Source organism: Streptomyces sp. ASQP_92, from assembly GCF_025399895.1.
Taxonomy (GTDB): Bacteria; Actinomycetota; Actinomycetes; order Streptomycetales; family Streptomycetaceae; genus Streptomyces.
In genome coordinates, this window is the sequence record NZ_JAODUA010000001.1 from 63,767 (window position 1) to 77,861 (window position 14,095).

The window sequence follows — 14,095 nt, forward strand, 5'->3', positions numbered from 1 at the left end:
ACGCGGACGTCTACCGTACGGCCATGACGACGCTGCGCCCCGCCGCCCCCTTCGACGCCCCGGCCCTCGCCGCCGCCCTCATACGCAACCGCGCCCATATGCGCCCCTGGGACCCGTACCGGCCCGAGTCCTTCTACACCGCCGAAGGCCAGGCCGAACGCCTCGCCGACCCGGACGTGCGGCGCTGGCTGTGCGTGGACGGGGACCTGGTGGTCGGGCAGTTCACCCTGACCGGGATCGTGCTCGGCCCGCTGTGCAGCGCGAGCCTGGGGTACTGGATCGACGCCGGGTACACCGGGCGTGGCCTGGCCACCGATTGCGTCGAGCAGATTTGCCGAACCGCGCGCGAGGAGCTGGGCCTGCACCGCGTCGAGGCGTCCACGATGCTGCACAACCACGCCTCCCAACGCGTCCTGGCCAAGGCCGGGTTCGAGGAGTACGGCCTCGCGCCGCGTTATCTCCACATCGACGGCGAGTGGCGCGACCACCGGCTCTTCCAGCGCATCCTGCACGACGGACCGCCCGACGGGGTGCCCGGCCGGGCACCCGCACCCGGCCGCCCCCGGTAGGAGGGCTACCGGGGGCGGCCCGCGACGGGCACTCTGGGGGGAGGCACTCACCGGTAACCCCCAAGGCGGTGACAGGCGCATGGTGCGGTTCGACTCCGGGCGGATCTGTCTGGATCTGGTGGCGACCGGAGCGCGGGAGAGTGAACAGCTGCGCGGAAGCGAGGAGTTGGCCCGCTGGCTGCTCGCCACCGGACTCGTCCCGCGCGGCACCCCCCTCGCCGCGCTCGACGCGGACTGGCTCGCCCGCTTCCTCGAACTGCGTTGCTGTGTCGGCCAGTTGGTGTACGCGGAACTCGGCGGGACGGCCGAGGCGGCGCCCGCGGCCCTCGACCGGGTCAACGCGCTCGCCGCCGCCGCTCCGCCGGGCGTACGTGCGATCAGGGGCGCGGACGGCGGCCTGGTGCGCACCCTGAGCCGGGCTCCCGAATGCGGCGCGCTGCTCGCCGTCGTCGCCCGGGACGCCGTCGACCTGCTCACCGATCCCGAGGCGCGGTCCCGGCTGCGCCAGTGCGAGGGCGACAGCTGCCGGCTGCTCTACCTCGACACCTCGCGCGGGCGCCGGCGGCGCTGGTGCTCCAGCGAGGCGTGCGGAAACCGCGAGCGGGTCGCCCGGCACCGGCGCCGCGTCGCCGCCCTGTGAGCGCGCCGGCGGACACCGCGCGAAGAAAGTCGCCCGCGTTTTGAATGGTTCCCGACAACCGCCCGTATGGAGAGGCGAACCGGCTCGCAGCCGCGCGCCGGAATGGTCTCGACCTGGAGGTGCCGGTTGCGCAAGGATGCCGCCGTGGCCGATGACCGTCCGCGAGGGGCCAAGCACCGCTCCGTGCCCGACGAGGAGCTGATGCGGGCGCTGTACCGCGAGCACGCGGGGCCGCTGCTCGGGTACGTCATGCGTCTCGTCGCCGGTGACCGCCAGCGGGCCGAGGACGTCGTGCAGGAGACGCTCATCCGTGCCTGGAAGAACGCCGGTCAGCTCAATCGGGCCACCGGTTCGGTCCGCCCCTGGCTGGTGACGGTCGCGCGCCGCATCGTCATCGACGGCCACCGCAGCCGGCAGGCCCGGCCGCAGGAGGTCGATCCGTCGCCGCTGGAGGTCATGCCCGCGGAGGACGAGATCGACAAGGCGTTGTGGCTGATGACCCTCTCCGATGCACTCGACGACCTCACCCCGGCCCACCGGGAGGCACTCGTCGAGACGTACTTCAAGGGACGTACGGTCAACGAGGCGGCCCAGGCGCTCGGCGTACCCAGCGGGACCGTGCGGTCCCGGGTCTTCTACGCCCTGCGCTCGATGAAACTCGCACTGGAGGAACGGGGGGTGACGACATGACGAGCGGGGAGTACGCGCAGGGCTCGCCGCACGAGGCCGTCGGCGCGTATGTGCTCGGGGTCCTCGACGACGCCGAGGCCACCGCCTTCGAGGCCCACCTCGCGGGCTGCGAGCCGTGCGCCGCCGAACTCGACGCCCTGGCGGGCATGGAGCCGATGCTGGCCGGCCTGCGGGAGTTCCCGGGCCCCGCCGCCCAGCCCCTGCGACCCGCGCCGCCCGATCTGTCCACGGCCCTGCTCAACGAGGTCGCGGCCCAGCGGGCCCGGCGCAGGCGGCGCACCACCTATCTGGTGGCGGCCGCGGCGGCGCTGATCGTGGGCGGCCCGGCGGTCGCGGTGGTGGCGACGTCCTCGGGCACCGGCACCCACCAGAGCGCCGAGGCCCACCCGACCAGCCCGGCCGAGGACGCCTTCTTCAACCACATGACGCAGAAGACCTCCGCGACCGACCCGACGTCGGAGGTCACCGCGACCGTCGGCACCGAGCCCAAGGCCTGGGGCACCCACACCGTCCTGGAGCTGAAGAACGTCAAGGGCCCGCTCAAGTGCAGCCTGATCGCGATCGGCAGGAACGGCGAGCGCGAGACGGTCACCTCGTGGGCGGTGCCCAACTGGGGCTACGGCATCAAGGACAGCCCCCACGAGTCGGCCAGGTACCCGCTGTACGTGCACGGCGGCACCGCGATGAACCACGACCAGATCGACCACTTCGAGGTCCGTACCTCCGACGGGAAGGCGCTCGTGGACATCCCCGCGTGAGCCGCGCCGCGGGAGCACCGCCCCGACATGCGGTTCGGCACCAAATCGTGGCCTGACATCGGGCCCCCCTTCGCGTACGGTTGACGGCTGCCCAATGCACGTCAGAAGGGGGCCTCGGTGGCCGCGCAGGATGCCGCTGTCGATACCGCTTCCGGTACCGCCGAATCCACTGTGGATTCGGTCCGGGAACGCGAGATCGCTGGGGAACAGGTACATCTCGACCAGGTGTACCGCCGCCTGGAGGAGAAGATCCACGAGGCGGAGTTCCTGATGAACGACGCCGCCAAGCGGGGGCAGGTCGGCACGCCCGGCGCCCTCGCCGAACGCGACGCACAGGTGTTCCGGGCGGGGGTCCATCTCAACCGCCTCAACAACGAGTTCGAGGACTTCCTCTTCGGCCGCATCGACCTCCTGCTCGGCCAGGACGGCAAGAAGGGACCGGACGGCGCGTACACCTCGATCGACCCGGCCGAGGACGCCGTGCGCCCGGACGGCACGGCCGACATCGCCGAAACCCTGCACATCGGCCGGATCGGGGTCCTGGACTCCGACTACTCGCCGCTGGTCATCGACTGGCGCGCGCCCGCCGCGGCGCCGTTCTACCGCTCGACCCCGGTCGACCCGGGCCGGGTCGTACGGCGCCGGGTCATCCGCTCCAAGGGCCGCAAGGTGCTCGGCGTCGAGGACGACCTGATGCGTCCCGAGCTGCGGGCGACCCTGAACGGCGCGGAGCTGCCCGTCATCGGCGACGGCGCCCTGATGGCCGCGCTCGGCCAGGCCCGCAGCCACACGATGCGGGACATCGTCGCCTCCATCCAGGCCGAGCAGGACATGGTGATCCGCGCGCCCGCGGCCTCCGTGACGTACGTCGAGGGCGGGCCCGGCACCGGCAAGACCGCCGTCGCCCTGCACCGCGCCGCCTATCTGCTCTACCAGGACCGGCGCCGCTACGCGGGCGGCATCCTGATCGTCTCGCCGACCCCGCTGCTCGTCTCCTACACCGAGGGCGTGCTGCCCTCGCTCGGCGAGGAGGGCCAGGTCGCGATCCGGGCCGTGGGCAACCTCGTGGACGGCGCGGAGGCCACCGAGTACGACGACCCGGCAGTCGCCAGGATCAAGGGCTCCTCCCGCATGCTGCACGTGCTGCGCAGGGCCGCCAGGGGCGCACTGGAGGGGCCGGGGGAGCAGCAGTCCAGACGGTCCCGGCGGCGCGGCGGCGAACAGCTCGCCCTCGGCGAGCAGGCCCCGGCCCCGCACCCCGCCCAGCGGCTGCGCGTCGTCGCCTTCGGCGCCCGCATCGAGCTGGAGGGCGAGGAGCTGCGCCGCATCCGCCAGACGGTGCTGGGCGGCACCGCGCCCGTCAACCTGCTGCGCCCGCGCGCCCGCCGGCTGCTCCTGGACGCGCTGTGGTCCAAGTCGGGCACGGCCGGACGGCACACCGACCCGGAGCTCGCCGCCGAACTGCGCTCCTCCTTCGACGACGACATCACCTCCGAGGACGGCTTCATCGCCTTCCTCGACGCGTGGTGGCCCGAGCTCACCCCGCGGGGGGTGCTGGCCGCGATGGCCGACGAGAAGCGCCTGGGGCGCTGGGCGCGCCGGATCCTCAACCAGGGCGAGGTGCGGCGCCTCGCCCGCTCCCTGGCGCGGGTCGCGGACGGCGCGTTCTCGGTGCACGACGTGGCCCTGCTCGACGAGCTGGAGACGCTGGTCGGCGCCCCGCCCCGGCCCCGGCGCAAGCGCGAGTACGACCCGCTCGACGCGCTGACCGGCCTGGAGGAGCTGATGCCGCACCGCGAGGAGACCCAGCGCGAGCGCGCGGAGCGGCTCGCCCTGGAGCGCACCGAGTACGCGCACGTCATCGTGGACGAGGCCCAGGACCTCACGCCCATGCAGTGGCGCATGGTGGGCCGGCGCGGGCGCACCGCCACCTGGACGGTGGTGGGCGACCCGGCCCAGTCCTCCTGGTCCGACCCGGACGAGGCCGCCGAGGCCCGGGACGAGGCGCTGGGCAGCCGCCCGCGCCGCCGTTTCGAGCTGACCGTCAACTACCGCAACCCGGCCGAGATCGCCGAACTGGCCGCCCGCGTCCTGGCGTTGGCGATGCCGGGCATGAAGTCCCCGGCCGCCGTCCGCTCCACGGGCGTCGAGCCCCGGTTCGCGGTGGTGCGCGACGGCGACCTGGCGCGTTCGGTGCGCGAGGAGGCGGCGCGGCTGCTCGACCGGGTGGACGGCACGGTCGGCGTGGTCGTCGCGATGCGGCGCCGCGAACAGGCCGCGCGCTGGCTGGCGGGCCTGGGGGACCGGGTGGTGGCGCTGGGCAGCCTGGAGGCCAAGGGCCTGGAGTACGACGCCACGGTGGTCGTCAGCCCGGCCGAGATCGCGGACGAGTCCCCGGCCGGACTGCGGGTGCTGTACGTGGCGCTGACCCGGGCGACACAGCAGCTCACGGTCGTCTCGGGGGACCGGGACGAGCCCGATGCGGCAGGGGTGCCGGACCTGCTCCGCGATTAAATTCGCGGTCAACTCGCGATGCGGGGATCACTTGGCGGAGTGGTTTGTTAGCCTGGTTGTGGCACCGGCTCGATCCAAGCCCCCGGGCCCAACCTTAGTCGCTCAGAGCGACCACTTGCCGCGAGGCGAGCATGGCGGGTCGGTGTCATGAACGTGAGCGACAGGCCCACGTCATCTTCGGATGGCGTGGGCCTGTTGTCGTTGGCCGCACGGCCGTCGGGGCGGTGGCCTCCGGCCGGGGCGGGTCACCGGAGGGGCTTCCGTCCGACCACCCCTTTCTCGTATGGTGGAAACAACTTTCCGAAAAAGGCCGCCCATTATCGGCTACCAGCCAGTAGGTGCGACCATCGGATGGCACCGCCGCGCCACAGCCGGGGCGGTGCTGGTAACGAAGCCAGGGAAAGCAGAGGAACACGGTCATGGCAACGGCGCCCAGCGTCTCGTACTCGATGACGGTCCGTCTTGAGGTGCCCGCCAGCGGCACGGCGGTCTCCCAGCTCACCACGGCCGTGGAGTCCTCCGGCGGATCGGTGACCGGCCTCGACGTGACCGCCTCCGGCCACGAGAAGCTGCGGATCGACGTCACCATCGCGGCCACCTCCACCTCGCACGCCGACGAGATCGTCGAGGAGCTGCGCGGCATCGAGGGCGTCAGCCTCGGCAAGGTCTCCGACCGTACGTTCCTGATGCACCTCGGCGGCAAGATCGAGATGCAGTCGAAGCACCCCATCCGCAACCGTGACGACCTCTCGATGATCTACACCCCCGGTGTCGCCCGGGTGTGCATGGCGATCGCCGAGAACCCCGAGGACGCCCGGCGCCTGACCATCAAGCGCAACACCGTCGCAGTCGTGACGGACGGCTCCGCGGTGCTCGGCCTCGGCAACATCGGCCCGATGGCCGCCATGCCGGTCATGGAGGGCAAGGCGGCCCTCTTCAAGCGCTTCGCCGACATCGACGCCTGGCCGCTGTGCCTGGACACCCAGGACACCGACGAGATCGTCGCCATCGTCAAGGCGATCGCCCCCGGCTTCGCGGGCATCAACCTGGAGGACATCTCCGCGCCGCGCTGCTTCGAGATCGAGGCCCGGCTGCGCGAGGCCCTCGACATCCCCGTCTTCCACGACGACCAGCACGGCACCGCGATCGTGGTGCTGGCCTCGCTGACCAACGCGCTGCGCGTGGTGGGCAAGGGAATGGGCGACGTACGCGTCGTCATGTCCGGCGCCGGCGCGGCCGGAACCGCCATCCTGAAGCTGCTGCTCGCGGCCGGCGTCAAGAACGCCGTCGTCGCCGACATTCACGGTGTGGTGCACGCGGGCCGCGAGGACCTGGTGGACGCGAGCCCCGACTCCGCGCTGCGCTGGATCGCCGACAACACCAACCCCGAGGGCCTCACCGGCACCCTCAAGGAGGCCGTGGTCGGTGCCGACGTCTTCATCGGCGTCTCCGCCCCCAACGTCCTGAACGGCGACGACGTGGCCGCGATGGCCGAGGGCGCGATCGTGTTCGCGCTCGCGAACCCGGACCCCGAGGTGGACCCCGCGATCGCCCGCGAGACGGCGGCCGTCGTGGCCACCGGCCGCTCGGACTTCCCCAACCAGATCAACAACGTGCTGGTCTTCCCGGGCGTCTTCCGCGGCCTGCTCGACGCCCAGTCCCGCACCGTCAACACGGACATGATGCTGGCCGCCGCCGGCGCGCTCGCGGACGTCGTCGCCGAGGACGAGCTGAACGCGAACTACATCATCCCGTCCGTCTTCAACGACAAGGTCGCCGGGGCCGTCGCCGGGGCCGTCCGCACCGCCGCCAAGGCCGCCGGAGCCGCTGTGACGGGGCCCACGTCGGCCTGAGCTCCGGCGCGTCGCGGGATGCGGGCCCAGGAACGCCCCCTTAGGGTGGCGGACCATGACCCGCATCCGCACCGGCGACCCCCCGGCACCGTCCGAGGGGGCTCTCCACGGGGGTGCGCACGGGGTCGACGGGGCGTCACCACCCTGAGGCAGTGGCGCTTTTCGTGTGACTCGGTGTGACTCGGGAGGGTGCCGGATTGGCTTTCCCGCCACAGGTGGGGGCAGGATGCTCCCCCAAGGACTTCGTCCAGGGGGGACCCCCAGGACGCGAGGTCGTGCAAACCGGACCCGGGTCCGGGGACTGTCCGAGTGCCCTGGCAGCATCGGCTTCGCTGTATCCAACATGCGGCTTCCGCCGCGTGGCACGCCTCACAGGCAAGAAGAACACGGGAGTAAGAACATGAACCGCAGTGAGCTGGTGGCCGCGCTGGCCGACCGCGCCGAGGTGACTCGCAAGGACGCCGACGCCGTCCTGGCCGCTCTCGCCGAGACGGTCGGCGAGATCGTCGCCAAGGGCGACGAGAAGGTCACCATCCCCGGCTTCCTGACCTTCGAGCGCACCCACCGTGCCGCTCGTACCGCTCGTAACCCGCAGACCGGCGACCCGATCAACATCCCGGCCGGCTACAGCGTGAAGGTCTCCGCGGGCTCGAAGCTCAAGGAAGCCGCGAAGGGCAAGTAAGCGCCCTTTGCTCTGCAAGGTCGCTCAGCAGCAACGCTGAGGGCGGCCACCCCGTGTTGGGGGTGGCCGCCCTTTCGCGTGCCGCGAGCCTGTCCGTCGGGTGCGGGCCGTGGTCGCCTCTTCGCGCAGTTCCCCGCGCCCCTGGGCCGGCTTTCGGCCTGCGGGCCGTGCGTGGCTGATCGCGCAGTTCCCCGCGCCCCTCAACCCTCTCGATCCTGCGAACCGTGCCCGCTTCTCGCGCAGTTCCCCGCGCCCCCAAAACCTCGGTCGGCCGCGGGTCGTGGTCGCTTCTCGCGCAGTTCCTCGCGCCCCCAAAGACCTCGGTCGGCTGCGGGTCGTGGTCGCTTCTCGCGCAGTTCCTCGCGCCCCTGGCAGGACTGGTGGTGGCCCGCATCGGGCGACCTCAGCCCGTCCGGCGATTGAGGACGAGCGCCCTTCAGGCGCGAAGGGGGGTCCGGGGGCGCAGCCCCCGAGGGGGCTGGGGCTGCGCCCCAGGGGGTTAGACCAGCGAACCGTTGGGGAGTTCGACCTTCGCGCCGAGGCTCTCCAGCTTCTCCATGAAGTTCTCGTAGCCCCGGTTGATCAGATCGATCCCGTGCACCCGGGACGTACCCTGCGCCGCCAGCGCCGCGATGAGGTACGAGAAGCCACCCCGCAGGTCGGGGATGACCAGATCGGCGCCCTGGAGCTTGGTGGGGCCGCTCACGACCGCGGAGTGCAGGAAGTTGCGCTGCCCGAAGCGGCAGTCCGAACCGCCCAGGCACTCGCGGTAGAGCTGGATGTGCGCGCCCATCTGGTTGAGCGCCGAGGTGAAGCCGAGCCGCGACTCGTACACCGTCTCGTGGACGATGGACAGGCCGGTGGCCTGGGTGAGGGCGACGACCAGCGGCTGCTGCCAGTCCGTCTGGAAGCCGGGGTGCACGTCCGTTTCGAGCGCGATCGACTTGAGCGAGCCGCCGGGGTGCCAGAAGCGGATGCCCTCGTCGTCGATCTCGAAGGCGCCGCCGACCTTCCGGTAGGTGTTCAGGAACGTCATCATCGAGCGCTGCTGGGCGCCGCGGACGTAGATGTCTCCCTCGGTCGCCAGCGCGGCGGACGCCCACGAGGCGGCCTCCAGGCGGTCCGAGAGGGCCCGGTGGGTGTACCCGCCGAGGGTGTCGACACCGGTGACCCGGATGGTCCGGTCGGTGTCCATCGCGATGATCGCGCCCATCTTCTGCAGGACGCAGATGAGGTCCTCGATCTCCGGCTCCACCGCGGCGTTGGAGAGCTCGGTCACGCCCTCCGCCAGGACGGCGGTGAGCAGCACCTGCTCGGTCGCGCCGACCGAGGGGTAGGGCAGCGTGATCTTGCAACCGCGAAGACGCTGGGGCGCCTCCAGGTACTGGCCGTCGGCGCGCTTCTCGATGGTCGCGCCGAACTGGCGGAGCACCTCGAAGTGGAAGTCGATGGGCCGGCCGCCGATGTCGCAGCCGCCGAGGCCCGGGATGAAGGCGTGGCCCAGGCGGTGCAGGAGCGGGCCGCAGAGCAGGATCGGGATCCGCGAGGAACCCGCGTGCGCGTCGATGTCGGCGACGTTGGCGGACTCGACGTGGGACGGGTCGAGAATCAGCTCGCCCGGCTCGTCGCCGGGGCGGACGGTGACGCCGTGCAGCTGCAGCAGGCCCCGTACGACGCGTACGTCGCGGATGTCGGGCACATTGCGCAGTCTGCTCGGGCCGCTGCCGAGAAGGGCGGCGACCATCGCCTTCGGCACGAGGTTCTTCGCGCCGCGGACGCGGATCTCGCCCTCGAGCGGGGTTCCGCCGTGGACAAGCAGGACATCGTCTGTGCCGGTCATGAATCTCGCGTTCCGGAGTGGTCGGGCAAGGGGCAGGGATAAAGGGTAAGGGGCTTTCACCCCTGCCCCATAAGGCCTGGGAGGGTTCGGAGAGGTAATGAATTCGCTACAGCACGCTCCGCGCAGGAAGTTCACCACAGCGTCACGGGTTCTGGGCGGTCGCCGCGAGGGCGTGGCGGTCGGGTGAAACGGGCGTGCGCCCCATTGCTGCCGTGCGCTCCCCGCTCGGCCCGCTTATGCGGGATCATGTCCGCATGACCGAGGTGTCCTCGCTCACCGGGCGGCTGCTCGTCGCGACTCCCGCGCTCGCGGATCCCAACTTCGACCGCGCGGTGGTGCTGCTCCTCGACCACGACGAGGAGGGCACGCTCGGCGTGGTCCTGAACCGCCCGACGCCGGTCGGCGTGGGCGACATCCTGGAGTCCTGGGCGGGTCTGGCGGGCGAGCCCGGCGTGGTCTTCCAGGGCGGCCCGGTCTCCCTGGACTCGGCCCTGGGGGTCGCCGTCATCCCCGGTGACGAGGGGCCGCTCGGCTGGCGCCGGGTGTACGGGGCGATCGGCCTGGTCGACCTGGAGGCGCCCCCGGAACTGCTCGCGGCGGCGCTCGGCTCGCTGCGGATCTTCGCCGGGTACGCGGGCTGGGGCCCCGGCCAGCTGGAGGACGAGCTCACCGAAGGCGCCTGGTACGTGGTCGAGTCGGAGCCCGGTGACGTCTCGTCCCCGGAACCGGAGAGCCTGTGGCGGGCGGTGCTGCGCCGCCAGCGCAGCGAGCTCGCGATGGTGGCCACCTATCCGGACGACCCCTCGCTCAATTGACGGTGGGGCCGACGCGCCGCCACCGGGCGCGCTCGCCTTCAGTACCCTTGGTGGTTATGAGCACTCTTGAGCCCGAGCGCGGGGCAGGTACGGGGACCCTCGTAGAGCCGACACCCCAGGTGTCGAACGGCGACGGCGACCACGAGCGCTTCGCCCACTACGTCCAGAAGGACAAGATCATGGCGAGCGCGCTGGACGGCACGCCCGTCGTCGCGCTCTGCGGCAAGGTCTGGGTGCCGGGGCGCGACCCGAAGAAGTACCCGGTCTGCCCGATGTGCAAGGAGATCTACGAGTCCATGGGCGCCGGTGGCGACAAGGACAAGGACAAGGGCGGCAAGGACAAGAAGTAGGTCCGGGGCTTCCCGAGCGGCCCAGGAGGTCCGGGGCTTCCCGAGGTCCGAGCGGTCCGAGTGGTTCGAACGGCCCCCGGGGTGTGCGTCACGCACACCCCGGGGGCCGTTCGCATGTGCGGAGTTGTCCAGACCTCTTGCGGGGGCTTTGCCTCCGCCATAACCTCCTCCCTGTTGTGCAGTATGCGAAACGCTCGTTGCGTATGTTGCAACGGTCATGGGGGGGATCCCTGTAGTGAAGCTCTCTGCCCGAACCGCCGTGCCGTTGGCGGCACTTGCCCTCGCCGGGCTGGCCGCCTGTGCCCCGCAGACGTCCGACAGCGGCGCGAAGAGCGACGACAAGAGCGGCACCCTGCGGGTCTGGCTCTTCCAGGAGGTGAACAACGGCCCCAAGCAGCACGTCGTCGACCGGGCCGTGGCCGCCTTCGAGAAGGCCCACCAGGGGGCCCGCGTCCAGGTCGAGTACATACCCGTCGAGTCCCGCGCCCAGAAGATCAAGGCCGCCTTCAACGACCCCGGCTCCGCGCCCGACCTGATCGAGTACGGCAACACGGACACGGCCGGCTATGTGAAGGACGGCGGACTCGCCGACGTGAGCGCCGAGTTCGCCGCCTGGGACGAGGCCAAGGACACCGACCCGACCGCGAAGCAGTCCGTCACGGTGGGCGGAAAGGTGTACGGCGCCCCGCTGTTCGTGGGCGTACGCGCGCTGTACTACCGCACCGACGTCCTCAAGGAGCTGGGCCTCCCCGTGCCCGCGACCCAGGACGAGCTCATCGCGACCGCCAAGAAGATCCACCGGGCCAGGCCCGACCTCTACGGCCTCGCGGTCGGCGGCGCCTACACCTATGGGGCGCTGCCGTTCGTGTGGGCCAACGGTGGAGAACTGGCCACCGAGAACGGCGGAAAATACACCTCGGCCCTCGACACCGAGGCCGCCCGCAAGGGCATCACGGCCTACACCTCGCTCTTCGGCGACGACAACTGCCCCGCCGCCAAGTGCGCGCAGATGGGCGGCAACGCCACCGTCACCGCGTTCGCGGGCGGCAAGGCGGCCATGGCGATCGGCGGCGACTTCAACCACGCCGCCATCGAAGCCGGCTCCGTCAAGGGCAAGTACGCCGTCACACCGCTGCCGGGCCCGGCACCCGGCTCCATCGCACCGGCCTTCGCGGGCGGCAACAACGTCGGTGTGCTCAAGAGCAGTTCGCACCGCACGCTCGCCGTCGGCCTCATGGAGCAGCTCGCCGGCAAGGCCACCCAGCGCGAACTCTTCGACGCGATGGGCTTCCTGCCGACGTACACCGATGTGCGGGCCGACGTCGCGAAGAAGCAGCCGTTCGTGGAGCCGTTCGTCCGCACCCTCGCCGCGGGCGCCAAGTTCGTTCCCGCGTCGCCCGGTTGGGGCCAGATCGACTCCTCGCTGGTGCTGCCCACGATGTTCCAGGAGATCGTCAGCGGCAAGAAGGACGTGGCGAAGGCGTCGTCGGACGCGGCGAAGAAGATGAACGACGCGTTCGGGGCGGCGGGTTGAGCCCGGTGACCGACGCACGCCGGACGGCTCCGGCGCCCCCGGCCGTCCCCGCCCCCACCCCCGGGCGCGTACGCGGTCCCTCGGCGCGCCGGGCCGGCTGGACGCCTTGGCTGTATCTGGCCCCCGCCCTCGTCGTCCTCGGCGCGCTCCTGGTCTACCCGATCTACCAACTCGGCCTGATCTCCTTCCTGGAGTACACCCAGGCCCAGGTCAGCGGCGGCGAGCCGACCAGCTTCCAGGGCCTTGGCAACTACACCGAGCTGTTCTCGGACAGCCAGTTCTGGTCGGTGCTGCTCGCCACCCTCGTTTTCGCGGCCGCCTGCGTCCTGAGCACCCTCGCGGTCGGCTGCGCCCTGGCCGTCCTGCTGACCCGGGTACGGGCGCTGCCCCGGCTCGCGCTGATGCTGGCCGCGCTCGGCGCGTGGGCGACGCCCGCGATCACCGGCTCGACCGTGTGGATGTTCCTCTTCGACCCGGACTTCGGCCCGGTCAACCGCGTCCTGGGCCTCGGCGACCACTCGTGGACGTACGGCCGCTACAGCGCGTTCCTGCTCGTCCTGCTCGAAGTGGTGTGGTGCTCCTTCCCGTTCGTGATGGTCACGGTGTACGCCGGGATCCGGGCCGTCCCCGGCGAGGTCCTGGAGGCGGCCGCCCTCGACGGGGCCTCGCAGTGGCGGATCTGGCGCTCGATCCTGGTGCCGATGCTGCGCCCGATCCTCACCGTCGTCACGATCCAGTCCGTCATCTGGGACTTCAAGGTGTTCACGCAGATCTACGTCATGACGAACGGGGGCGGCATCGCCGGACAGAACCTGGTCCTCAACGTGTACGCGTACCAGAAGGCGTTCGCCTCGTCGCAGTACAGCCTCGGCTCCGCGATCGGCGTGGTGATGCTGCTGATCCTGCTCGCGGCGACGCTGGTGTATCTGCGGCTGCTGCGCCGCCAGGGGGAGGAACTGTGAGGTCCCTGACCACCCTTTCCGCTGTACGGATCCGCAGGCCCGGGCGGCTGATGGCCGAGGGTGCCGCGCTCCTGGTGGCCGCGGTGGTGGCCTTCCCGCTGTACTGGATGGCGCTGTCCGCGTTCAAACCGGCGGGGGAGGTGCAGTCGAGCCACCCGAGGCCGTGGACCGTGTCCCCCTCCCTCGACTCCTTCCGCCGGGTGTTCGCGCAACAGGACTTCGGGCGGTACTTCCTCAACAGCCTGATCGTGGCCGGGTCGGTGGTGCTGCTCTCGGCGCTGATCGCCTTCCTCGCGGCGACGGCGGTGACCCGCTTCCGGTTCCGGTTCCGCACCACGCTGCTGATCATGTTCCTGGTGGCGCAGATGGTGCCGGTCGAGGCGCTGACGATCCCGCTGTTCTTCCTCATGCGGGACCTGGGGCAGCTCAACACGCTGGGTTCGCTGATCCTGCCGCACCTGGCGTTCTCGCTGCCCTTCGCGATCTGGATGCTGCGGGGGTTCGTGAAGGGGGTGCCGGTCGCCCTCGAGGAGGCGGCGGCGCTCGACGGTGCGAGCCGTACGCGTTTCCTGTGGCAGATCCTGTTCCCGCTGGTCTTCCCCGGGCTCGTGGCGACCAGCGTCTTCTCCTTCATCTCCGGGTGGAACGACTTCCTGTTCGCGAGGTCGTTCATCATCAGCGACACCTCGCAGTCCACGTTGCCGATGGCGCTGCTGGTGTTCTTCAAGCCGGACGAGAACGACTGGGGCGGGATCATGGCGGCGTCGACGGTCATGACCGTGCCGGTGCTGGTGTTCTTCGTGCTGGTGCAGCGGAGGTTGGTGGCGGGAATGGGGGGCGCCCTCAAATAACCCGACCCCGGCTCTCCCGGGGCTTCGCCCCGGCCCC

At 71.2% G+C, this 14,095-nt stretch carries 13 protein-coding genes; 12 read left to right on the forward strand and 1 reads right to left on the reverse strand.

What is annotated here, in order from left to right:
- The first annotated feature begins 23 nt into the window (after window positions 1–23).
- The 7 genes from N4G70_RS00255 to N4G70_RS00285 all read left to right on the forward strand — a co-directional run bounded on the left by N4G70_RS00255 (window position 24) and on the right by N4G70_RS00285 (window position 7,706).
- Window positions 24–569 (forward strand): GNAT family N-acetyltransferase, encoded by a 546-nt coding sequence (locus N4G70_RS00255; RefSeq protein ID WP_261710291.1) that lies wholly within the window; start codon window positions 24–26, stop codon window positions 567–569.
- Window positions 570–648: 79 nt separating this feature from the next.
- Window positions 649–1,209, forward strand: coding sequence for an ABATE domain-containing protein (locus N4G70_RS00260; RefSeq protein WP_261710292.1), 561 nt, complete (start codon window positions 649–651; stop codon window positions 1,207–1,209).
- Window positions 1,210–1,311: 102 nt separating this feature from the next.
- Window positions 1,312–1,899 carry a sigma-70 family RNA polymerase sigma factor gene (locus N4G70_RS00265; protein WP_078966511.1) on the forward strand — a complete coding sequence of 196 codons (588 nt, stop codon included), beginning with the start codon at window positions 1,312–1,314 and terminating at the stop codon, window positions 1,897–1,899.
- Window positions 1,896–2,657 carry an anti-sigma factor gene (locus N4G70_RS00270; RefSeq protein WP_261710293.1) on the forward strand — a complete coding sequence of 254 codons (762 nt, stop codon included), beginning with the start codon at window positions 1,896–1,898 and terminating at the stop codon, window positions 2,655–2,657. Before N4G70_RS00265 ends, N4G70_RS00270 begins: the two co-directional genes overlap by 4 nt.
- Before the next feature lie 117 nt (window positions 2,658–2,774).
- A complete protein-coding gene (locus N4G70_RS00275; RefSeq protein ID WP_261710294.1) occupies window positions 2,775–5,171 on the forward strand; it encodes a UvrD-helicase domain-containing protein in 2,397 nt (798 codons plus the stop codon).
- 419 nt (window positions 5,172–5,590) lie between these two features.
- Window positions 5,591–7,024, forward strand: coding sequence for an NAD-dependent malic enzyme (locus tag N4G70_RS00280; RefSeq protein ID WP_261710295.1), 1,434 nt, complete (start codon window positions 5,591–5,593; stop codon window positions 7,022–7,024).
- A gap of 400 nt (window positions 7,025–7,424) precedes the next feature.
- Window positions 7,425–7,706 (forward strand): HU family DNA-binding protein, encoded by a 282-nt coding sequence (locus N4G70_RS00285; RefSeq protein ID WP_003968811.1) that lies wholly within the window; start codon window positions 7,425–7,427, stop codon window positions 7,704–7,706.
- A 499-nt stretch (window positions 7,707–8,205) separates the two neighbouring features.
- On the opposite strand, the gene murA is transcribed toward N4G70_RS00285, so the two are convergent.
- Window positions 8,206–9,546 (reverse strand): UDP-N-acetylglucosamine 1-carboxyvinyltransferase, encoded by a 1,341-nt coding sequence (gene murA, locus N4G70_RS00290; protein ID WP_261710296.1) that lies wholly within the window; start codon window positions 9,544–9,546, stop codon window positions 8,206–8,208.
- A 254-nt stretch (window positions 9,547–9,800) separates the two neighbouring features.
- Here murA and N4G70_RS00295 point away from each other — a divergent pair, with 254 nt between their 5' ends.
- The 5 genes from N4G70_RS00295 to N4G70_RS00315 all read left to right on the forward strand — a co-directional run bounded on the left by N4G70_RS00295 (window position 9,801) and on the right by N4G70_RS00315 (window position 14,058).
- Entirely contained in the window at window positions 9,801–10,361 is a 561-nt protein-coding gene (locus N4G70_RS00295) for a YqgE/AlgH family protein (RefSeq protein WP_261710297.1), read from the forward strand.
- A 56-nt stretch (window positions 10,362–10,417) separates the two neighbouring features.
- Window positions 10,418–10,711, forward strand: coding sequence for a DUF3039 domain-containing protein (locus N4G70_RS00300; RefSeq protein ID WP_100578609.1), 294 nt, complete (start codon window positions 10,418–10,420; stop codon window positions 10,709–10,711).
- 235 nt (window positions 10,712–10,946) lie between these two features.
- Window positions 10,947–12,245 (forward strand): extracellular solute-binding protein, encoded by a 1,299-nt coding sequence (locus N4G70_RS00305; RefSeq protein ID WP_261710298.1) that lies wholly within the window; start codon window positions 10,947–10,949, stop codon window positions 12,243–12,245.
- Between the two features lie 5 nt (window positions 12,246–12,250).
- Complete coding sequence (locus tag N4G70_RS00310) at window positions 12,251–13,207, forward strand: carbohydrate ABC transporter permease (RefSeq protein ID WP_399033568.1); 957 nt, start codon at window positions 12,251–12,253, stop codon at window positions 13,205–13,207.
- A 50-nt stretch (window positions 13,208–13,257) separates the two neighbouring features.
- The gene (locus N4G70_RS00315; protein ID WP_399034283.1) at window positions 13,258–14,058 is read left to right on the forward strand and encodes a carbohydrate ABC transporter permease; all 801 of its coding nucleotides are present in this window, start codon (window positions 13,258–13,260) and stop codon (window positions 14,056–14,058) included.
- Window positions 14,059–14,095 lie beyond the last annotated feature (37 nt).

Excerpts from the sequence above, each read along its gene's own strand:
- N4G70_RS00255 (WP_261710291.1), top strand. The coding sequence starts at position 24 with ATGACGACGCTGCGCCCCGCCGCCCCCTTCGACGCCCCGGCCCTCGCC.
- N4G70_RS00260 (WP_261710292.1), top strand. The coding sequence starts at position 649 with ATGGTGCGGTTCGACTCCGGGCGGATCTGTCTGGATCTGGTGGCGACC.
- N4G70_RS00265 (WP_078966511.1), top strand. The coding sequence starts at position 1,312 with ATGGTCTCGACCTGGAGGTGCCGGTTGCGCAAGGATGCCGCCGTGGCC.
- N4G70_RS00270 (WP_261710293.1), top strand. The coding sequence starts at position 1,896 with ATGACGAGCGGGGAGTACGCGCAGGGCTCGCCGCACGAGGCCGTCGGC.
- N4G70_RS00280 (WP_261710295.1), top strand. The coding sequence starts at position 5,591 with ATGGCAACGGCGCCCAGCGTCTCGTACTCGATGACGGTCCGTCTTGAG.
- N4G70_RS00285 (WP_003968811.1), top strand. The coding sequence starts at position 7,425 with ATGAACCGCAGTGAGCTGGTGGCCGCGCTGGCCGACCGCGCCGAGGTG.
- murA (WP_261710296.1), bottom strand. The coding sequence starts at position 9,546 with ATGACCGGCACAGACGATGTCCTGCTTGTCCACGGCGGAACCCCGCTC.
- N4G70_RS00295 (WP_261710297.1), top strand. The coding sequence starts at position 9,801 with ATGACCGAGGTGTCCTCGCTCACCGGGCGGCTGCTCGTCGCGACTCCC.
- N4G70_RS00300 (WP_100578609.1), top strand. The coding sequence starts at position 10,418 with ATGAGCACTCTTGAGCCCGAGCGCGGGGCAGGTACGGGGACCCTCGTA.
- N4G70_RS00315 (WP_399034283.1), top strand. The coding sequence starts at position 13,258 with ATGGCCGAGGGTGCCGCGCTCCTGGTGGCCGCGGTGGTGGCCTTCCCG.